This is a genomic window from Rhizobium sp. S163 (genome assembly GCF_030380805.1).
Classification (GTDB): domain Bacteria; phylum Pseudomonadota; class Alphaproteobacteria; order Rhizobiales; family Rhizobiaceae; genus Rhizobium.
On sequence record NZ_JAUDSA010000018.1, the window covers coordinates 273,457 to 293,249 of the forward strand.

General features: G+C 61.7%; 20 protein-coding genes and 1 pseudogene. 7 read left to right on the top strand and 14 right to left on the bottom strand.

Features of this window, described 5'->3' with window-relative positions:
* Positions 1-131: 131 nt before the first annotated feature.
* On the top strand, positions 132-707 hold the full coding sequence (locus QTL96_RS16885; protein ID WP_289728502.1) for a recombinase family protein: 576 nt from the start codon (positions 132-134) through the stop codon (positions 705-707).
* 103 nt (positions 708-810) lie between these two features.
* Here the strand turns inward: QTL96_RS16885 and QTL96_RS16890 are convergent, their stop codons facing one another.
* Positions 811-2,121, bottom strand: coding sequence for a hypothetical protein (locus tag QTL96_RS16890; RefSeq protein WP_289728503.1), 1,311 nt, complete (start codon positions 2,119-2,121; stop codon positions 811-813).
* 68 nt (positions 2,122-2,189) lie between these two features.
* Positions 2,190-2,813 (bottom strand): hypothetical protein, encoded by a 624-nt coding sequence (locus tag QTL96_RS16895; protein WP_289728504.1) that lies wholly within the window; start codon positions 2,811-2,813, stop codon positions 2,190-2,192.
* 297 nt (positions 2,814-3,110) lie between these two features.
* Here QTL96_RS16895 and QTL96_RS16900 point away from each other — a divergent pair.
* Positions 3,111-4,016, top strand: a pseudogene (locus QTL96_RS16900) (ATP-binding protein); the annotation flags it as partial.
* Positions 4,017-4,092: 76 nt separating this feature from the next.
* Here QTL96_RS16900 and QTL96_RS16905 read toward each other — a convergent pair.
* The 3 genes from QTL96_RS16905 to QTL96_RS16915 all read right to left on the bottom strand — a co-directional run bounded on the left by QTL96_RS16905 (position 4,093) and on the right by QTL96_RS16915 (position 6,237).
* On the bottom strand, positions 4,093-4,392 hold the full coding sequence (locus QTL96_RS16905; protein ID WP_289728505.1) for a putative quinol monooxygenase: 300 nt from the start codon (positions 4,390-4,392) through the stop codon (positions 4,093-4,095).
* A gap of 132 nt (positions 4,393-4,524) precedes the next feature.
* Complete coding sequence (cysK, locus tag QTL96_RS16910) at positions 4,525-5,487, bottom strand: cysteine synthase A (RefSeq protein ID WP_018902717.1); 963 nt, start codon at positions 5,485-5,487, stop codon at positions 4,525-4,527.
* Positions 5,488-5,619: 132 nt separating this feature from the next.
* Positions 5,620-6,237 (bottom strand): LysE family translocator, encoded by a 618-nt coding sequence (locus tag QTL96_RS16915; RefSeq protein WP_047506924.1) that lies wholly within the window; start codon positions 6,235-6,237, stop codon positions 5,620-5,622.
* Between the two features lie 256 nt (positions 6,238-6,493).
* On the opposite strand from QTL96_RS16915, the gene QTL96_RS16920 reads away from it, so the two are divergent.
* Positions 6,494-7,009, top strand: a complete 516-nt coding sequence (locus tag QTL96_RS16920; RefSeq protein ID WP_018902719.1) for a DNA starvation/stationary phase protection protein — start codon at positions 6,494-6,496, stop codon at positions 7,007-7,009.
* A gap of 22 nt (positions 7,010-7,031) precedes the next feature.
* Here the strand turns inward: QTL96_RS16920 and QTL96_RS16925 are convergent, their stop codons facing one another.
* Positions 7,032-7,937 carry a DMT family transporter gene (locus QTL96_RS16925; protein ID WP_289728506.1) on the bottom strand — a complete coding sequence of 302 codons (906 nt, stop codon included), beginning with the start codon at positions 7,935-7,937 and terminating at the stop codon, positions 7,032-7,034.
* 102 nt (positions 7,938-8,039) lie between these two features.
* Here QTL96_RS16925 and QTL96_RS16930 point away from each other — a divergent pair, with 102 nt between their 5' ends.
* A complete protein-coding gene (locus QTL96_RS16930; protein ID WP_289728507.1) occupies positions 8,040-8,498 on the top strand; it encodes an Lrp/AsnC family transcriptional regulator in 459 nt (152 codons plus the stop codon).
* A gap of 4 nt (positions 8,499-8,502) precedes the next feature.
* On the opposite strand, the gene QTL96_RS16935 is transcribed toward QTL96_RS16930, so the two are convergent.
* Both QTL96_RS16935 and dut read right to left on the bottom strand, forming a co-directional pair.
* Entirely contained in the window at positions 8,503-9,402 is a 900-nt protein-coding gene (locus QTL96_RS16935; protein ID WP_289728508.1) for a GNAT family N-acetyltransferase, read from the bottom strand.
* Positions 9,402-9,872 carry a dUTP diphosphatase gene (gene dut, locus QTL96_RS16940; protein ID WP_289728509.1) on the bottom strand — a complete coding sequence of 157 codons (471 nt, stop codon included), beginning with the start codon at positions 9,870-9,872 and terminating at the stop codon, positions 9,402-9,404. The genes QTL96_RS16935 and dut overlap by 1 nt, the downstream gene beginning before the upstream one ends.
* 90 nt (positions 9,873-9,962) lie before the next feature.
* On the opposite strand from dut, the gene QTL96_RS16945 reads away from it, so the two are divergent.
* Together QTL96_RS16945 and tsaA are read left to right on the top strand one after the other, a co-directional pair.
* Positions 9,963-11,546, top strand: coding sequence for a peptide chain release factor 3 (locus QTL96_RS16945; protein ID WP_289728510.1), 1,584 nt, complete (start codon positions 9,963-9,965; stop codon positions 11,544-11,546).
* Between the two features lie 56 nt (positions 11,547-11,602).
* The gene (gene tsaA, locus QTL96_RS16950; RefSeq protein ID WP_289728511.1) at positions 11,603-12,127 is read left to right on the top strand and encodes a tRNA (N6-threonylcarbamoyladenosine(37)-N6)-methyltransferase TrmO; all 525 of its coding nucleotides are present in this window, start codon (positions 11,603-11,605) and stop codon (positions 12,125-12,127) included.
* Here tsaA and QTL96_RS16955 read toward each other — a convergent pair whose 3' ends face one another.
* From QTL96_RS16955 to QTL96_RS16965, 3 genes are read right to left on the bottom strand one after another with little or no spacing between them, the layout of a single operon-like run.
* Positions 12,128-12,337, bottom strand: a complete 210-nt coding sequence (locus QTL96_RS16955; protein ID WP_018898137.1) for a molybdopterin-binding protein — start codon at positions 12,335-12,337, stop codon at positions 12,128-12,130.
* A gap of 57 nt (positions 12,338-12,394) precedes the next feature.
* Positions 12,395-13,909: a choline-sulfatase gene (gene betC / locus QTL96_RS16960; RefSeq protein WP_289728512.1), complete on the bottom strand. Its 1,515-nt coding sequence runs from the start codon at positions 13,907-13,909 to the stop codon at positions 12,395-12,397.
* 23 nt (positions 13,910-13,932) lie between these two features.
* On the bottom strand, positions 13,933-14,883 hold the full coding sequence (locus tag QTL96_RS16965) for a choline ABC transporter substrate-binding protein (protein WP_289728513.1): 951 nt from the start codon (positions 14,881-14,883) through the stop codon (positions 13,933-13,935).
* Positions 14,884-14,982: 99 nt separating this feature from the next.
* Between QTL96_RS16965 and QTL96_RS16970 the strand changes: the two genes are divergently transcribed.
* Complete coding sequence (locus tag QTL96_RS16970; RefSeq protein ID WP_289728514.1) at positions 14,983-15,882, top strand: LysR family transcriptional regulator; 900 nt, start codon at positions 14,983-14,985, stop codon at positions 15,880-15,882.
* Positions 15,883-15,908: 26 nt separating this feature from the next.
* Here the strand turns inward: QTL96_RS16970 and otsA are convergent, their stop codons facing one another.
* From otsA to QTL96_RS16985, 3 genes are all read right to left on the bottom strand, one after another.
* Positions 15,909-17,285, bottom strand: coding sequence for an alpha,alpha-trehalose-phosphate synthase (UDP-forming) (gene otsA, locus QTL96_RS16975; RefSeq protein ID WP_289728515.1), 1,377 nt, complete (start codon positions 17,283-17,285; stop codon positions 15,909-15,911).
* A 58-nt stretch (positions 17,286-17,343) separates the two neighbouring features.
* Positions 17,344-18,141: a trehalose-phosphatase gene (gene otsB / locus QTL96_RS16980; protein ID WP_289728516.1), complete on the bottom strand. Its 798-nt coding sequence runs from the start codon at positions 18,139-18,141 to the stop codon at positions 17,344-17,346.
* Positions 18,142-18,231: 90 nt separating this feature from the next.
* The gene (locus tag QTL96_RS16985; RefSeq protein ID WP_289728517.1) at positions 18,232-19,761 is read right to left on the bottom strand and encodes a carboxypeptidase; all 1,530 of its coding nucleotides are present in this window, start codon (positions 19,759-19,761) and stop codon (positions 18,232-18,234) included.
* Positions 19,762-19,793 lie beyond the last annotated feature (32 nt).

Below are 19,793 nucleotides of genomic sequence, written 5' to 3' on the forward strand. Positions count from 1 at the left end.
GTTTGTATCGTTGGGCCTTGGGCTAGCGATACCGAACTGGAAGATCTAGAGCGGTATCGCACAAATAGTAATGTACCTTCTATACAACCTGTACAATATTATCTTAGATTTTATTGATACAGGAGGTTGTGTTGGAAGGCATTGCCGTTGGATGCGCAAGAACATCGACATTCGATCAAGTTGCCGGGCTTGATGCCCAGCTAAGAGACCTTTCGCACGCCCAGTGCAGCAAGATCTTCCACGAGCAGGTGTCATCACGAGCCACGACTAGACCTGAGCTCGATAAGGCGCTGGACTATTTGCGAGACGGCGACACTCTCGTGGTGACACGCATCGATAGGCTGGCGCGCTCAATGAGAGATCTGGTGGATTTAATTCGTCACCTGGAGCTAAAGGCAGTTCAATTGAGGGTCTTGTCGCTGAATTTAGAGACCGGCACACCGACGGGCAAACTGATGGTGAATTTGCTCGGCTCGATAGCAGAGTTCGAGCGGGAGCTGATGTTGGAGCGTCAACGTGAGGGAATTGCGAGAGCCCAAGCCGCAGGCAAATATAAAGGTCGTGCGCCCACAGCGCAAAGACGAGCTGCCGAGATTCGCCAGCTAAGAGCAGATGGCATATCGGCGGATTCTATAGCCAACATGCTGGGAATCGGAAGAGCCAGCGTGTTCAGGATACTGCGAGCGTCACCAAATGCGGAAGGCTAATTTGCTCGTCGCATATCTGCGTCTTTTTTTGGCTGCTGCTGAACATCAAGATTCAGCCTCGTGGTGCCCGTTTTCGTCGGAGTGACAGAATTGATGCTCTCCGTTAGCCGCGTCCTTGTGAGTCCTGATCAACGGCGCCCATTAGCCAGTCTTCCGGAATTGCTTTTCCCCAAACCTCGTAGATAGGGCTGAATGCATAAAGCGCGGTCCCTTGCAAAACGTGGGTTTCCGACAGCTCGACAATTTGCCCTTCTCGTCTTATGTCAGCCCAACATTGAAGGGGATCACCAGCTTTGCTAACCAAGCTGGAAGTGAGGGCTTCGCGCTTGTCAGGAGCATCGACCGCGCGTCTATAAGGGTGCTGGTCATCAAAGAGAGCGGTCCAGACTTCAGACGTTAAAATAATCGCGTCAGCGGCATGTTTTCGCACTTCATGTGCCAATTTTCGCATCATAAGATATTTTTCGCCATGCTCTGACGGTGCCATCTGAATTATGTCGATCGGCACTCCGTCCCTTAGCAAGAACGCGATCGTCACGTGGTGACCATCGTTCACGAACATGATGCGTGCGACTTCAAACAAGGATTTGAGAAGGTCTTCGTTCTTTCCGCTGATCTTAAAGGCTGCCTTGGCTTCGACACCATATTTTGCCTCAAGCTTTTTCGCTTCGGCCAAGTCAAGTTCGATCTTATTGGATGAGAAGTCGACCGGACGGCCGTCCGCCAGCCAAATGTTCAATGTCCGCTGATCCTCATGGCCGACCATACACGGCATCCGACCGTCAGTTCCGTCCTTGGGAAACGTGGTGCCTACCGATTGATCTGTAGTCGCAGGCGCGGCAAGACCAAGTGCCTTATGTGCATCCGCTACGAGCAAACTGATCTGACCGTATGCCCTTGCTACGGCCTCCAACAGCTCATAGTCCGGCAAGCTGTTTTCAACCCATCTGCGACTTATCCGCATGGTGCCATCCTTGCGGACGTGATCACCAAGTGAATTTTCTGGGATGCTCTTCAGCAATTTGAGGGGAGCATCTGACAAATTGGCGGGGACTTGGATCGTAGGACCTTCATTGAAATAAGATGCGACGATTTCCGCCCTCACAAAACTGTAGGTTTCCAGATCGCCTTGCTTCTCGATCTTGTTGCGTGCGTCCACCATCCACCGCATCAACTTATCTGCTCGGAAGCGATCCTGCCAGGGTTTGTACCAAGCGTCGAAGTCAGGAAATAGCCGCTTATGGCTCTGCAGAACGAATGTCACAGTGCGGAGGGTTTGGATTGCGGTTTGAACCGCGAAGCGAAAGCGATCAGGATCAAAGTAGGCATTCTCTGCATCGTGCCACGCCCTATGGACATCTTCGAGACGTCGATCGACGCCAGCCAATGGGCACACATACCGTTCGTCATGCATAAAAGCCTACTCCGACAGTTTATGCCCTAGCCTTTGGGCGAAGCAAATCGACCTTGCAGCCGAAAATCTTAAAGGCTCTTATAAAATGGGTAAAGCTTTGGCTTAAGATCGGGCAGCAGCATGTCTGGTTGGAAATTGTAATTGTTCCCTTGCAGGGTAGTGCTGTGTTTGATCGTGTAGTCGACGATACGGCTGAGATCCTCAAGTCCTCCGCGATGGGCTTCAAATGTGACCTTCTCGATCGAGCCGTCGGAGTTTTTTGTCAGCATTTTTGCTTCTAAAGCACGGACAAAATTGTCGCGCGTTTTGGGGTGCAGCAACATGAGGCCGTGGAGGTGCGGGATCTGTGCATCAATGGCCGGACTATTATAACGGCTACCTTCAACGTCATAGGCGACGTAAGTTAGCGGCTGCATTACGGTCTGGCGCGAGTGCTCGATCAACTCCCGCTGCATCTCGATATAATATTTCCGAAACGCATTCATTGCATATTCTTGCTTTGATGATGAGTTTGGTAACATCTTGTATTTCAAGTGGGCAGTAAAAAAGTATAGGTGCTTTGATATATGATGTTCAACTATGGCTGGATCGCTTTCAGGATTGATATCAAACACCGCCTTGGAGCGAAATAGATTTTCTACATATGATTGAGCTTCTTCTCTCAATCTAAATGATTTATCTGCAAGATTCATATGATTACCTTTATTATTTCAATTTGGTATAACTTTAAATAAATAGCGTCGTTTCCGGCACTATTTAAAGTTGTGTAGTCACGCATCGCATTTGATTAAACTATCGACGAAGTCTATCGGAAAAATTTAATTGAAGTCAAAAATTATGAGAGACGATTTATTTGAATATTTATTGATTGTGCTGTTTTGTATAAAAAATAAATCAAAATATGAGGCAATATACGTAAAAACGTAAGTAAAGTCAACATAATATATTTGGATATTCTTCCAGGGCGTTCATAAAGTCGGCATCTAATGGGGCATAATATCTTGATGGTCGGACCTCCCGGTTCCGGCAAGTCGATGCTCGCCGCTCGTCTCCCGTCGATCCTGCCGCCGCTTTCGGCCGCCGAGCTGCTTGAAGTCTCGATGATCCATTCGATCGCCGGCCAGCTCTCCGGCGGCAAACTCTCCGATCGCAGGCCGTTCCGCACCCCGCATCACTCCGCCACCATGGCGGCCCTCGTCGGTGGCGGCTTTCGTGCCCGTCCGGGCGAGGCGTCGCTTGCCCATCACGGCGTGCTCTTTCTCGACGAGTTTCCCGAGTTCTCGCCGCAGGCGCTGGATGCGCTGCGCCAGCCGCTGGAAACCGGCGAGTGCATCATTGCGCGGGCCAATCACCGCGTCAGCTACCCCGCCACCATCCAGCTGGTGGCGGCCATGAACCCCTGCCGCTGCGGCATGGCGGGTGAGCCCGGTCATAGCTGCGCCCGTGGCCCGCGCTGCATGACCGATTACCAGGCCCGCATCTCCGGCCCGCTGATGGATCGCATCGATATCAGGATCGACGTCCCCGCCGTCTCCGCCTTCGACCTGATCCGCCCGGCGCCGGCCGAAAAGAGCGCCGACGTTGCCCGCCGCGTTGCCCGTGCGCGCGATCTGCAGCGGGACCGCTTCCGCGCCGCCGGCCTCGGTGAAACCGGCACCAATGCCCGCTGCTCCACCGCGATGATCGAGACCTACGCGGCCCCCGATGCATCCGGCCTGCAGTTGCTGCGTGATGCCGCCGAAAAGATGAAGTTCTCCGCCCGCGGCTACCACCGCGTCCTCAAGGTCGCCCGGACGCTCGCCGATCTCGACGGCCAGGAGATGGTCGGCCGCATCCATTTGGCCGAGGCGATCTCCTACCGCATGGCGGGCGAGCGGCTGACGGCGGTGGCATGAAGGGGAGGGGCGAGCGAAAGCGGAGACGCAATGAGAGCGTCGTCGCTAGCTTGGCGGAGGGGAGTAATCCGGCGCCTCAGGTCTCGCGCGGCGCGCCGACCTCGTAGCTCTGGAGCTTGCGGTCATGAATGCCGAGTGCTGGCCATGCGGCGCGCCAGTCGCTCAGGTGCGCGGTTTGGAAATGGCGGTCGAGCGAGGCCTGGTCACGCCAGCGTTCGGTGACGTGAATGAGGCCGGGCTCGAACACGTCCTCGGCGTAGGAATAATCCAGGCAGCCGTCTTCGGCGCGGCTCATCTCCACCATGCGCCGCATCACGGGGCGTGCGAGCGCGAGGTTCTCATGGGGAAGCCGGATGGTTCCGACGATCAGCAGCATGGCGTGGCTTGCTTACGTTAGAAGGTTGGAGCGGGATTGCAGACAGTGGAAAGGGCGCCGAAGCGCCCTCGTATAGCGAAGTGAAGCGTGAAGAGCGGATGCTGGGAACCGCGACACGCTCCAGTCCAATTCTCAGCCGCCTAGGCCTTCGAACAGCGCCGTCGAGAGGTAGCGTTCGGCAAACGACGGGATGATCACCACGATATTTTTTCCGGCGTTTTCCTCGCGAGAGCCGATCTTGATCGCTGCGGCAAGGGCTGCACCCGAGGAGATGCCGACCGGCACGCCTTCGAGGCGGGCGACGTGGCGGGCGGTTTCGAGCGCGGTCGCGCTGTTGATGGTGACGACCTCGTCATAGATGTGGGTGTCGAGGATGGCGGGCGCGAAGCCGGCGCCGATGCCCTGGATCTTGTGCGGTCCCGGCTGGCCACCGGAGAGCACCGGCGATTCCTCCGGCTCGACGGCGATCACCTTGATCTCCGGCTTCTTCGACTTCAACACCTGGCCGGCGCCGGTGATCGTGCCGCCGGTGCCGATGCCCGATACCAGGATATCGACAGTGCCATCCGTGTCGTTCCAGATCTCCTCGGCCGTCGTCTTGCGGTGGATCTCGGGGTTGGCGGGGTTTTCGAACTGCTGCGGAATGATCGCGTCGGGCAGCGTCGCAGCCAGCTCCTCGGCCTTGGCGATCGCGCCCTTCATGCCCTTAGGCCCCTCGGTCAGCACCAGCTCGGCGCCGAGCAGCGCCAGCATCTTGCGGCGCTCGACCGACATGGTCTCGGGCATGGTGAGAATCAGCTTGTAGCCCTTGGCGGCGGCGGCGAAGGCGAGCGCGATGCCGGTGTTGCCGGAGGTCGGCTCGACCAGCGTCGTCTTGCCGGGCGAGATCTTGCCCTGCGCTTCCAGGGATTCGATCATCGCCACGCCGATGCGGTCCTTGACCGAGGCGATCGGGTTGAAGAATTCGAGCTTGGCCAGAAGGTTGGCCTTCACGCCCTTTTCCTTGGCGAGCTTGTCCAGTCGAACGATCGGGGTATCGCCGATCGTTTCCGTGATCGAGGAGTAAATGCGGCCGCGGCCCGGTTTCTTCGACATGATAAGCTCCCTTGATGAAATATAGAGTGAGAATAGGGTCTAAGCCGGTGGTCGGCCAGAGTAGCTTCACCCGCCAACCCTGTGGTTCAGAGAAAAAACCCTTTGTGAACCACGGTTTAGCGGATGATTTTTTCAGGCCGCGCGGGTGGCGATGAAGGCGGCAGTGCCCGCCAGAATGCTCGCCGCCACCCGGTTCAGCGCCTGCAGCGCGCGTGGTTGTTTGAGCAAAGTGCGCGCCCGCGAGGCCAGCAACATATAGGGGATCAGCACCACCAGAAGCACGACGAAGGTGGTCAACAGCAGCAGGCCGTATTCGCGCATCCCGACGCTGTCGATGCTGATCAGCGTCGGCACCAGCGCGACGTAAAAGAGCATGGTCTTCGGGTTGCCGAGCGTCACCAGCAGGCCGGAAAGAAAGCTCATGCCGATGTTGCTGGATTTCTTCGCGGCGATGTCCTGCGGCAGCAGGCCCGCGGTCCAGAGCTTGTAGGCGATATAGCCGAGATAGAGCGCGCCGAGGATCTTGATGACGATGAACACCTCGGTGAAGGTCTGCGCCACGAAGGCGAGGCCGAGGATCACGGCGGTCAGATAAGTCATGTCGCCGAGCACCAGCCCGAGCCCCATGAAGAAGGTCTCGCGGAAGTTCGAGCCCAGCGCGCGGGCAACGATGGCGGTAATGCCGGGGCCGGGAATGGCGGCCGCGATGAACAGCGCCGCGGCATAGGCGAAGAGTGCGGTGAACGACATGTGAGCCTCCCAATCGGCTGTGTTCTACGCCTCTTGCCGGGCCGTTTCAACAGGCCGTTGGGTAGCCTCAACGGGGCGGATTTCTGGCGCGGGCATTCTGTCACGGGCGTCTGCTATTGACGCCTCGGGTCGCGGTTCTAGTTCTCGGTTGGTGGCGGATGTCTGGCCGTAGCCGGAGCCGGAATTGTCGGCCACATGGGGGACGCAACCCGTTCCGGCACCCGTATCACGCCGATCTGGCGAAGGAGAAAATTTCATGTCGACACCCGTCGAAAAGCGCAAGACCGCGGCGCTGGCAACCCCGACCGATCTGAAGAGCAACGCCATCCAGGATATTTCCGGCGCGCTGGCAGCGCTTCTGGCGGATACCTTCGCGCTCTATCTCAAGACCAAGAATTTCCACTGGCACATGTCCGGCCCGCATTTCCGCGATTATCACCTGCTGCTCGATGAGCATGCCGAGCAGATTTTCGCCATCACCGACGAGATGGCCGAGCGCGCCCGCAAGATCGGCGGCACGACGCTGCGCTCCATCGGCCACATCGGCCGCCTGCAGCGCTTGGCCGATAACGACGCCGACTACGTGACGCCGGAGGACATGCTGGCCGAACTGCGTGACGATAACCGCCAGTTGATCTCGCTGATGCGCGAGACCCACGACGTCTGCTCCGAACACAACGACGTCGCCACCACGAGCCTTCTCGAAAACTGGATCGACGAGGCCGAGCGCCGCCACTGGTTCCTCTTCGAGATCACCCGCCAGGCGAAATAATCGCCATCATTGAGCCCATCGCTCAGGTCCGGGCGCCCCGCTGCACACCTTTCAGCCGCGCGGGCGTCCAGCCAAGGTTCATGCCCGCCGCCGCCAGAAGAATGATGGCGGCGCCGGCGATCTGCAGCGGCTGCAGCGCGTGGCCGAAGGCGACCCGGTCGACGACGATCGCCGCGATCGGGTAGAGGAAGGATAGCGCGCCGGTCAGGTGGATCGGCAGCTTCTGGATCGCGCCGTAGAGCAGCACATACATCAGCCCCGTATGCACGACGCCCAGCGTCACCAGCAGCGACCACGTCGCGCTGTCATAGGGCAGGGCGGAGAAGTCCGTCATCGGCGCCAGCATCACCACGCCGGCCGAAACCTGGATCAGCGCGATAAGGTGCGGCGGCGTGCCCTTCAACCATTTCGCGGCCAGCGCCGCCAGTGCGTAGAAGAAGGCCGCGCCCAGCGCCATGGCGATGCCGATGGCATAATCGCCGCCCGCGCCCGCCACCTGCGGCTTGCCCTCGACGATCCCGATCATGCCGATGAATGCCAGTACCAGCCAGAACAGCTTCGCCGCGGTGATCCGGTCGCCGAGAAACAGGGCGCCGAGCCCGAGCAGCATGAAGGGCTGCGTATTGTAAACGGTGGTCGCCACCGAGATCGACGTATGCCCATAGGCGCCGAAGAGCAGCAGCCAGTTGAACACGATGGCGACACCCCCGAACACCGCGATCGTAAAGGCACGCAGCCCGATCGTCCCGGGCTTCAGCAATCCCATCGCCGCGCAGACGACAAGCAGGCTGATCGCCCCGAACAGGCAGCGCCAGAAGACGACGCCGCTGACCGGTTGGCCCGACATCACGACGAACCAGCCGATCGTCCCCGAAATCAGCATCGCCGCTGTCATCTGCATGCTGCCGCTGCGGATATCCTGTTGCATTCCCGTCTCCCGTTATTGAGAGCAAGGATATTGCGGAATACCCGTAATTTATATAATCTTTAAGCGCCGAATGGCGGCTTTCACCTTTCATCGTGAGGCAAAATGATTGTTCAACCTAACAATGATCTCGACGATATCGACCGCCGCATTCTCGAGGCGCTGGCCGCCGATGCGCGCATGTCGCTGAAGGAGCTCGCGCAGGCAGCCGGTCTGTCTTCGCCCAGCGCCGGCGAGCGTCTGCGCCGGCTGGAGGAGCGTGGCGTCATTTCCGCTTTTACGGTCGATATCGATCCCACGGCACTCGGCTATCCCCTGCAGGCGATCGTCCGCGTGCGGCCGCTGCCGGGGCAGCTGCAGGTGGTGGAGCGCATCATCCAGGAGACGCCGGAGTTCGTCGAATGCGACAAGGTCACCGGCGATGATTGCTTCGTCGCCCGCCTCGTCGTCCGCTCCATGGCGCAGCTGGACACAATCCTCGACAAGGTCGCGGAGAAGGCCGAGACCAGCACATCGATGGTGAAGGCCTCGCCGGTCAAACGCCGTTTGCCGCCGCTGAGCTGAAAGCCTAGAAATCCGCCATAGGCGAAAGCATCCCCGACCGCTCAAGGCTGATGTCGAGATCGGTGCGGATCATGAAATGCGTGCCGCCGTCAAGCGCCCGAACATCGCCCTGCCAGCCGAGCTTGTCCGGCGAAAACAGAACCTCGACCGCTAGCGGCGCAATCCCGAGCCCGCCGAGAATGGCCTTGAGCGGCGGAATGGTTTCGGCAATCACATCCGAAAGCACGAATGTGTTGTCGTCCCCCACCTTCCAGGCGACCACCGCCTGCCGGTCCTCCAGCCAGCTCAGCTTCACATCCGGATCGAACTGCGTGTTGATCAGGAACATCGCCGCGCTCTCGCAGACCGCGAGAGCGTCTGACACCGGCGTGCGGGATTCCAGCGCCCGCTGCAGCAGCGCAAGATCCTCGGGCTTCCACGGGTCGAGCATCCGCGCGGGCATGGCGCCCATCGCGGGCTCCGGCGCCGTGCCGGCATAGAGATGCATCGGCAGCGAGCGAAAACCATAGGGCGTATAGAGATCAGGCTTGTCCGTGTAGAGCACCACCGCCTCGAAGCCCTGGCCCTCGCACCAGTCGAGCGCCTTTCTGGTTACGTCGCGATAAAGCCCGCGCCCGCGCCACGGCGGCCGCACCGCGCCCGATTGCAGGCCGGCGGCGTTGATTTCGCGGCCGTTGATGACGATCGGCATGGCGAAGGCCGAGAGATTGGCGGCCAGCAGACCGGTCTCGTCGAACCAGCCGAAGGGCATGCTGGTGGGGTCAGCGCCACCGAGGCGCCTCAGCGGGTCGAGATCGATGCCGAACGTATCGGAGAGAAGCGACACCAGCGCCGACCACGCCCTGTCGTCGGCGAAATAGTCCTGCCGGAAGCTGAGGCCGGAACTATCGGTCGCCTTTTGCATCACACGCCCGTGGAGCCAAAGCCGCCGGCGCCGCGCGCCGTGGTGCTCGCCTCGGTGATTTCGGCGACGCGCGCCTGCGTCACCGGCGCGATCACCATCTGGGCGATGCGCATGCCGCGGGTGATCTCGAACGGCTCCTCGCCGAGATTGATCAGGAGCACCTTCACCTCGCCGCGATAATCGCTGTCGATCGTGCCTGGCGTGTTGAGGCAGGTGATGCCGTTCTTGAAGGCGAGGCCGGAGCGCGGGCGGATCTGGCCCTCGAAGCCCTCGGGGATCTCGAAGATCAGCCCGGTCGGCACCAGCGCCCGCTTGCCCGGCGCAAGCACCATCGGCGCACCGTCGTCTACGGCGGCGCGCAGGTCCATGCCGGCGGCGCCCTTGGTTTCATAGGCGGGCAGCTCGATGCCCTCGCCATGGGGCAGACGCAGGAGATTGAGGGTTGGGCGGGTATCTGTGTGAATGGTCATGCGCCATTACTTTGCCCCCGCAAGGCCAAGGTCAATTGCAAAGCGGCGCCTAAATCGCTAGATACGCCGCAACTCCACAGGATTCATAGCATGGCCGAAAGTCTCGCCGAGGCGGTTTCCCGCCGCCGCACATTCGCTATTATCGCCCACCCGGACGCGGGCAAGACGACGCTGACCGAAAAGCTGCTGCTGTTCGGCGGCGCCATTCAGCTCGCCGGCGAAGTCAAGGCGAAGAAGGATCGCATCCAGACCCGGTCGGACTGGATGAAGATCGAGCGCGAGCGCGGCATCTCGGTCGTCACCTCGGTGATGACATTCGAATATGAAGGCAATGTCTTCAACATTCTCGATACGCCCGGCCACGAAGACTTCGCCGACGACACCTACCGCACGCTGACGGCGGTGGATGCCGCCGTCATGGTCATCGACGCCGCCAAGGGTATCGAGCCCAGAACGCTGAAGCTCTTCGAAGTCTGCCGCATGCGCGACATCCCGATCATCACCTTCATCAACAAGATGGACCGCGAAAGCCGCGATCCCTTCGAGATCCTGGATGAGGTCGAAGAGAAGCTGGCGCTGGACACCGCTCCGGTCACCTGGCCGATCGGCCGCTCCAAGACCTTCTGCGGCTCCTATCATCTGGCTGACAACACGGTGCGCGGCTCCGATACGGAAGTGACGCCCACCAAGGTCAACGGTCCGCAGGCCGTTGCCGACCGCCTGCCGGAAAACGAGCGCTCGGCCTTCGTCGAGGAGACGGAGCTGGCGATCGAGGCCTGCCGCCCCTTCGACCGCAAGGCCTTCCTCGAAGGCCACCTGACGCCTGTATTCTTCGGCTCGGCGCTGCGCAATTTCGGTGTCCGCGATCTCATCAATGCGCTCGGCGAATTCGCGCCGCCGCCGCGCGACCAGGTCGCCGATATCAGAACCGTCCACGCCGCCGAAGACAAGATGACGGCCTTCGTCTTCAAGATCCAGGCGAACATGGACCCCAACCACCGCGACCGCATCGCCTTCGCCCGTATCTGCTCCGGCAAGCTGGAGCGCGGCATGAAGGCGCGTCTTGCCCGCACCGGCAAGCAGCTCGGCCTCACGGCGCCGCAGTTTTTCTTCGCCTCGCAGCGCCAGCTGGCCGACACCGCGTTCGCCGGCGACGTCGTCGGCATCCCGAACCACGGGACGCTCAGGATCGGCGATACGCTGACGGAAGGCGAAGCGCTGGTGTTCCAGGGCGTGCCGAACTTCTCGCCGGAAATCCTGCGCCGCGTGCGCCTGGAAGACGCGATGAAGGCGAAGAAGCTCAAGGAAGCCCTGCAGCAGATGGCCGAAGAGGGCGTCGTGCAGCTCTTTTCCCCGGAAGATGGTTCGCCGGCTATCGTTGGCGTCGTCGGCGCGCTGCAGCTCGACGTTCTGAAGGAACGACTGTCGGCCGAATATACGCTGCCGGTCTCGTTCGAAATGTCGCGCTTCTCCGTCTGCCGCTGGATCTCGTCGGATCAGCCTGCCGAACTTGAGAAGTTCCTCAACGTCAAGCGCGGCGACATTGCCCGCGACCTCGACGGCGACCCGGTCTTCCTGGCGCAGGACTCGTTCTCGCTGCGCTACGAATCCGAACGCTTCCCCACGATCAAGATGGTCGCCATCAAGGAATATCACGTCGCCAAAGCGGCGTGATGTTTCATCGGCTATAACGCCATGCCATAGTGCCTCCCGCAAACTGGGAGCGCAGCATGGTCAGGGAAAACGAAATCCGGAAGAACGAAGTGGCGGTCGATGCTCCGCCGCCGACGGATGCCGGCCTCGTCTTCATCGGGCGGATTCGCACGCCCTGGACGTCCCGCATGGAAACCCCGCGCCAGGGACGGCATGACGGGCCGATCTGCCAGATCGAGATATTCGAGCCCTGGACGCAGGCGCTGCAGGGCGTAGAGGCCTTCGAGCGGCTGGAAATCCTCTATTGGCTGGATCGCTCGCGCCGCGATCTCGTGCTCCAGAGCCCGGCCAATTCGGGCAAGGTGCACGGCACCTTCTCGCTGCGCTCTCCCGTCCGCCCCAATCCGATCGGCACGTCCATCGTCAAGCTGGAGGCGGTGGAAGGGGCGACGCTTCTGGTGCGCGGCATGGATTGCCTCGACGGCACACCGCTGGTCGACCTGAAGCCGGATCGCACCCTGTTCAAACCGATCGCGCCGCCGCAGCCTGGCGATTTCCAGACGGGCGACGACGGCACGACCCATTATTGCCAGAAGGCGTGATCAGTCTACGGCGACCATAACATCCGACGCCTTGACCACGGCATAAGCGTCGGAGCCGACGGTAAGCCCGAGTTCCTTCACCGCCTCGTTGGTGATCGACGACGTCACGATCGAGCCGCCGCCGATATCGATGCGCACATGTGCCGTCGTGGCGCCGAGCGTGATCTCGACGACCTTGCCCTTGAGGCGATTGCGAGCGCTGATTTTCATGAGTTTTCTCCTTGTTTCGGTGGCGGAACTTAGCGATTCGCCGCCGAAACGGCAATCTCACTCGCCGCGCGGATAGCGCTGGTTTTCTTCCAGCACGTTCAAATCCATGTGGTTGCGCATGTAGCGTTCCGAGGCGCGCTGCAGCGGCTGGTAGTCCCACGGGTAGTAGGCGCCGTTGCGCAGCGCCTCGTAGACCACCCAGCGCCGCGCCTGGCTTTCGCGCACGGCGGCATCGAAGCTTGCAAGGTTCCAGCGCTTCTCCGCCTGCGCGGTCAGATGCGCCAGCGTATCCGCATAGGCGGGATCGGTGGCGAGGTTCTTCAACTCTTTCGGATCCGCGTCGAGGTCGAAGAGCATCGGCGCGTCCTTGTCGCAGAGCGTCAGCTTGAACTTGCCGTCGCGCAGGCCGACCAGCGGCGCGATCGAGCCCTCGGCCGCATATTCCATCGGCACCGGCCCGCGTCCGCCGGTTCCCGTGGCGAGCGGCGTCAGATCCTCACCGTCGGTCCAGGGCTTCAGCTTGGTGATGTCGATGCCGGCAAGCGAGGCCAGCGTCGGCGTCACGTCGAGCGTCGAGACTGGCTGGCTGATGAGCTTCGGCTCCCAGCCGGGCGCGGCAATTGCAAGCGGCACGCGCGCGGAACCGTCGAAGAAGCACATCTTGAACCAGAGACCACGCTCGCCCAGCATGTCGCCGTGGTCGGAGACGAAGAGGATGACGGTATCCTCGGTCATGCGTCCGCGCTCGAGAACGTCGAGCAACTCGCCGACCTTCTCGTCGATATAGGAGATGTTGGCGAAGTAGCCGCGCCGTGCGTTGCGCACCTGCTCGCGGGTGATCTCGAAGGCGTCGTAGTCGCAGGCTTTCAACAGCCGCTGCGAATGCTGGTCCTGCTCGTCGAAGGGGATGGTGCCGACGTCGGGGTCGAGATGAGGGCAATCCTCATAGAGATCCCAGAACTTGCGGCGCGCCACATAGGGGTCGTGCGGATGCGTGAAGCTGACAGTCAGGCACCAGGGGCGATCGTCCTGCCGACGCGAGAGGTCGTAGAGCTTGCGGGTCGCGTTGTAGGCAACCTCGTCGTCATACTCCATCTGGTTGGTGATCTCGGCCACGCCCGCACCCGTCACCGAGCCGAGATTGTGGTACCACCAGTCGATGCGCTCGCCGGGCTTGGTATAGTCAGGCGTCCAGCCGAAATCGGCCGGGTAGATATCGGTCGTCAGCCGCTCCTCGAAGCCGTGCAGCTGGTCGGGGCCGACGAAGTGCATCTTGCCCGAGAGCGCGGTGTGATAACCTGCTGCGCGCAGATGGTGCGCGAAGGTCGGGATATCGGAGGCGAATTCGGCGGCGTTGTCGTAGACGCGGGTGCGGCTCGGCAGCTGCCCGGACATGAAGGAAGCCCGCGCCGGCGCGCAGAGCGGGCTTGCCGTATAGGTGTTGGCAAAGCGCACGGAGCGCTTCGCCAGGGCTTTCAGATGCGGCGCATGAAAAAACTCGGCCGGCCCGTCGGGAAACAGCGTCCCGTTATACTGGTCGACCATCAGGATGAGAAAATTCGGGCGCGACATGCTGTTCTAGTGTCCTTGAAGTATCAGAGGCCGAGGGAGGTCTTGACTGCATCCGCGGCGGGCTTGCCGTCAAGCGTCGTGACGCCAGACAGCCATGGGTCGACGGCGGTCGGATTGGCCTTCAGCCATGCGGTTGCCGCGGCCTTCGGGTCCTCGCCGCCAAGGATCGAGCCCATCAGCGAGTTTTCCATGCTGATGTCGAACTTCAGGTTCTTCATCAGTGCGGCCGCGTTCGGGCACTTCGCCGACCAGCCGGTGCGGGCCAGCGTGTAGACTTCCGCGCCGCCGAAGTTCGCGCCGAAATAGGCATCGCCGCCAGAGAGATAGGTGATCTGGAACTTCTCGTTCATCGGATGCGGCGCCCAGGCGAGGAATACGACAGCGCCCTTGTCCTTGGAGGCACGCTCGACCTGCGCCAGCATCGCCTGCTCGCCGGATTCAACCAGCTTCCAGTCCTTGAGGCCGAAGTCGTTGGCGTCGATCATCTTCTGGATGTTGCCGTTGGCCGGCGCGCCCGGCTCGATGCCGTAGATCTGCTTGCCGAATTCGTCGCCGTGCTTCTGCAGGTCGGCGAAATCCTTGATGCCCTTGTCGGCGACATAGGTCGGCACGGCGAGCGTGAACTTCGCGCCTTCGAGGTTCTTGTTCATCACCTCGACCGCCTTGGCGGCATTGAGGTCGTCGATGAAGGACTTCTGCGCCGGCATCCAGTTGCCGAGGAAGACGTCGATTTCGCCGTTCTTCATCGACTGGTAGCCGATCGGCACCGAGAGCGTCTTGACGTCGGGCTCATAGCCGAGGGCAGTCAGGATTACGGAGGTCACGCCATTGGTGGCGGTGATGTCGGTCCAACCCGGATCGGACATGCGGATCGTCTTGCAAGCCGCATCGTCGGCGGCCGCGGCCGACCCAACGGCCAGAGCGGAAAGCACAACGCCGGCGGCAAGACGGCGGATCATGGAAACTGCTGTCATCTCATTTCCCCTTTTTTGTCATTTGATAGTTTTATTGAACAACACTAGCATCGTCCCTGTGAAGGCAGCTTTTTTCGATAGTTCCCAACAGGATTTTTTATGGCAGAGCGGCCGATCGATCTGGGGTGGATGCGCATTTTCGCGGAGATCGGCGGCGCCGGCAGCCTGTCGGCCGCAGCCGCCGCGCTCGGCCTCACCCAGCCCGCCGTCAGCTACCAGATCCGCCGGCTGGAAGAGCAGATCGGCGTGACGTTGTTGAAGCGTCAGCACCGCGGCGTCGAGCTCACGCCCGAGGGGCAGCGGCTCTTCGATCTGGTCGCAAAAAGCATCGATGAGATCGACCAGCTGACCCGCAGGCTGCGCAGCGAAAAGGAGCGCCCGTCGATCCGCCTGCATACGGACTATGCCTTTTCCGCGCTCTGGCTGATCCCGCGCATGCACGCGTTTCGGTTGGTCCATCCGGATACAGATATCCAGATCATCGCTACGCAGCGCATGGAGCGGCATCGTTCGGGAGAAGGCGACGTCTCCGTCGTTTTCGGCACCCGCGCCGAATTTGGCCGCGACGCGAAGCTTCTGCTGCCGGAAAAGGTGGCGCCCGTCTGCAGCCCCGGTTTCATCGAGCGCAACGGCCCCTTTGAGACGCCCGCCGATCTCGCCCGCAACAGGCTGATCCACCTCGACACGGCGGCGCCATCGCCCTGGTTCGATTGGCGCAGCTATTTCGCCGAGCTCGGCGTCGGACGCGAGGCCTTTGCCGGGCAGGGCGATCTCAGTTTCAACACCTATTCGCTGGTGGTGCAGGCAGCACTCGGCGAACAGGGGCTGGCGCTCGGCTGGATGGGCCTGGTCGACACGCTGCTCTCCACGGGCATCCTGTCTCTCGCCGGGCCGACGCTGGAAGCGCCCGACCGCGGCTATTTCCTGCTGCAGCCGAAAAGCCGCACGCCCGGGAGCGACGAACTCGGCGCGTGGATGCTGGCCGAAGCCGGTCTCTGACATCCCTATTTTCAAGCGGCAGAAGGTCAGGCGGCCAGATCCTGCAGGAAGTCGTCGCACCAGCGCGAAACGTCGTGGACCATGAGATAGTCCATCATCCGCTGCCACCGCTCCTTGCGCTCCTCAAGCGACATGTTCAGCGCCCGCGCGATCGCGTTGGCGGTCCCCTCGATGTCATAGGGATTGACCAGAAGAGCGCCCTTCAGTTCGCGGGCGGCACCCGCGAAGCGTGAAAGCACGAGAACGCCCGGATCCTCCGGATCCTGCGCCGCGACATATTCCTTCGCCACAAGGTTCATCCCGTCGCGCAGCGGCGTCACGAGACCCACTCTCGCGAGGCGATAAAGCCCGGCCAGGATCGGTCGGCTGAGCGAGCGGTTGATATAACGGATCGGCACCCAGTCCACGGTGCCGAGCGCGCCGTTCACCCGGCCCGCCTGTTCGGCCACGGTGCGCTGCATCTGCTCGTATTCTGGCACCTCCGAGCGCGATTTCGGCGTCACCTGCAGATAGGTCACGTTGCGCTGGTGGGCGGGGTTGTTGAGCACGAAGCGCTCGAAGGCGTCGATGCGCTGTGTCAGGCCCTTGGAGTAGTCGAGCCGGTCGACGCCGATGATCAGGTCGCGGCCGATGATACTCTCCTTCGCCTTGTGCACCATGGCGTGGCTGACGGCCTTGCGGGCGAACTTCGCGAAGGCCTCGGTCTCGATCCCGATCCCATAGGCGCCGCCCTTGAAGATCTTGTCGCCTGAGTTAAAGCGGCCGTCTCCCAGCGCGTCGCCCATCTCCTCGCGACGCAGGCAGCCGGCGAAGTTCTCGAGATCGTGGTCGGTCTGGAAGCCGACGAGATCGTAGGCGGCAAGCCCGCGCATGATCTCCTCATGCACAGGCATGGTGAAGAGCACGTCGGCGGGCGGCCAGGGGATGTGGTGGAAGAAACCGATGCGGTTCTTGACCCCCATCTGCCGGAGCTCGGCGGCAAGCGGGATCAGGTGGTAGTCGTGGATCCAGATCGTGTCGTCTGGCTCAAGCATCGGCGCGAGGCGGTGCGCGAAGAAGCGGTTGACGCGGAAATAGCCCGTCATCTCCTTGCGGCCGTATTCCGCCAGATCCAGCCGGTAGTGGCAGATCGGCCAGAGCACGCGGTTGGCAAAGCCGAAGTAATATTCCTCGACATCCTTTTCGGTCAGATCCGTCAGCGCATAGGTGATCCGGCCATCCTCGCTGATCTGGAGGGCACCCGGCTCGGTGTCGCCGCTCGACTTGCCCGACCAGCCCATCCAGATGCCACCGCGCTGCTGGAGCGCGGCCTGTAGCGCCACGGCAAGCCCGCCGGCCGCCGCTGCCGCGCCGCCCTTTTCGGGAACGGGCACACGGTTGGAAACGATGACAAGACGGCTCACGCAATATTCCTTTCAAAAACGGCAATACGCAAAAATGGCAATCGATAGGTGGCGATCATCAAACGGCGAGATGCGCGATGAGTTCCCTGAGAGCGACCGCGGTCGGCAGCGTCAGTTGCGCGGCCGTGCCTGACAGCGGCGCGCCGACGCGGATCGAATGGCCGCCCAGCCGGTTGGCGACGTGGAACATCGCCTCGTCGGTAATGTCGTCGCCAATGGCGATCGGACGGCGGCCCGCAAATGGTGCCTCGGAGAGAAAGGTCTCCACCGCATGCCCCTTGTCGGCGCTGGCAGGGCGAATTTCGAGCACCATCTTGCCGCGCTGCAGCGTCCAGCTCTCGCCGGCCTTGGCGAGGAACTTCTCCATCAGCGGCTCGAGTTCGGCCTGCCGCTGCGGCGCGAGCCGATAGTGGGCGGCGACCGCAGCTCCTTTGTCTTCGATCAGCACGCCATCGAATCCTGAAGTTTCCTTGCGCAGATCGGCCTTGAGTTTCTCGAAATGCGCGGTCGGCTCGGCCTGCTCGATCCGTCCGTCCGCGCGGCGAAGCTCCGCTCCATGCAGGCCGGCGATCGGAAACTGGTAGGGGGTAAAGAGCTTGTCGGCATAGGGCAGCGCCCGTCCCGTCACCAGCGCCACAGCACCGCCGAGCTTGCGCGACAGCTGATCGAGTTGCTGCGGCAGGGCAGGGGGCACGACAATGCCATCGGGTGTGTCGGCGAGATCGAGCAAGGTGCCGTCGATATCGAGAAACAGCGCCCAATCCGCGGCCGAGGACCGGAGCAGATTGAACAGAAACGAGGTTCCGGAAACCTGCTGCGGCTTCAGGGTTCGGGATGGCTGCGCTGGATAGGACATGTGGTCTAAATGTGGCAGCAAAGCCCGATGGCAACCCTAAAAAGTCATCGCGGCCCCTTGGCAGGGCCGCGCGCGCGCGTTTGCGGCCGCTCAATCTCCCGGCGTCACAGGGGCATTGGCCGCATAAAAGGCCTTTGCGTCGCGGGTGAACAAGGCACCCTGATCGCTGCGTGTGTAGAACATGTGCCCGCCCTGATAGACCTTCAGCCCCACCCGGTTGGCGGCAAGCGAGGCCGGCAGATGGTCGACGACATAGCGGCTGACGCCATAGGGCGTCACGAGATCGCTATAGCCATGCGCGATCAGCAGCCGGAAGCTTGGAACAGCGGCGAGAAACTGCCTGATATCGCCGGTCACGCTTGCCTGCAGGCGCGAACCACCACCCCGGCGGCCCCATTCCCACTGGCGGTTTATGTCGCTGTCGAGCAGCGAGTAGGTCATCTCCGTCTTGAAGCCGAGCTCGTTGCGGGCGTAGTCGGAAAAAGCGCCGCCATAAGCGCGTGTGAAACCGTCAAGAATGGCGTCGTCACCACGCGCGTCAGCGGTCTCGGGAAACGCATCGGGCGTGGTAAAGGCCGCGTCATAGGGGCTGGCAACCAGCCCGTCACTCTTGCCGATCTCCTTGGCAAAGGCGTTGCCAAGAAAGCCACGGTTCTTTTCGACCACGTCCTCGGGAATACCCGTCAGATCAGAAAGCTTGGAATAGAACGCCTTGGCCGCATCGCCCGTGGGCGCCGCGCCTGCCAGCGTCGTCATATAGTCGCCAAGCGCGAACCGCTCGGCCTCGCGCTGCTTCGTCTCGTCGAATGCCTTTTGCCGATCCATCTGAGCTGCCGCCAGCGACGGCAGCTCCAGCGCCGCACCGAGCGCGAACTCGTCGGCGCCGAACATCAGCTGTCCCTCGAGGAGCGGCGACAGCATCACCGCACCCGAGACGATGATGCCCTGCGTGTCCTTGAGCGCACTCGCGACTTTCGCCGCCCGGAAGCCGCCGTAGCTCTCTCCGAGCAGATATTTCGGCGAGGACGCCCGGTTGTTGTGCGTAACGTAGAGCGCGATCGCCTTGGCGACGCTTTCGGCATCGGCATTCACATTGTAGTATTTCGTTGCGTCGTCGGGCTTCACCGTCCGGCTCCAGCCGGTACCAACAGGATCGATCAGCACGAGGTCGGTGAAGTCGAGCCAGCTGTTCGGGTTGTCGACCAGCCGAGCTTCCGCGCCGTCATCGCCCTTCGGTCCGAAGTCGACGATCCGGGGACCGACGAGACCCAGATGCAGGAAGGCCGAGGCCGCACCCGGGCCACCGTTGAAGGCGAAGGTCAGCGGCCGGTTGGCCCCGCCATCCTTCTTGACGTAGGCGGTGTAGAAGATCGCCGCCGTCTGCGCGCCATCCTGGCCGAACATGTCCAGCGTTCCAGCCGTCGCGGTATAGGCGAGCTTGCGGCCATCGAGGGTGATCTCATGCTCGGTGACGGAATCCGCAGGCAGCAGCTTCAGCACGCCCTCGCGCGATCCGGCGGATGGCCGCGCGGCGTCTTGCGCATAGATCAGGGATGGGCCGAGTGCGGCGGCGAGCCCGGTGGCCAGGATGGTGGCCAGGACAATGGATCGAAAGCGCACGACTGTTCCTCCGCGGATGCCATCTTTGCGCG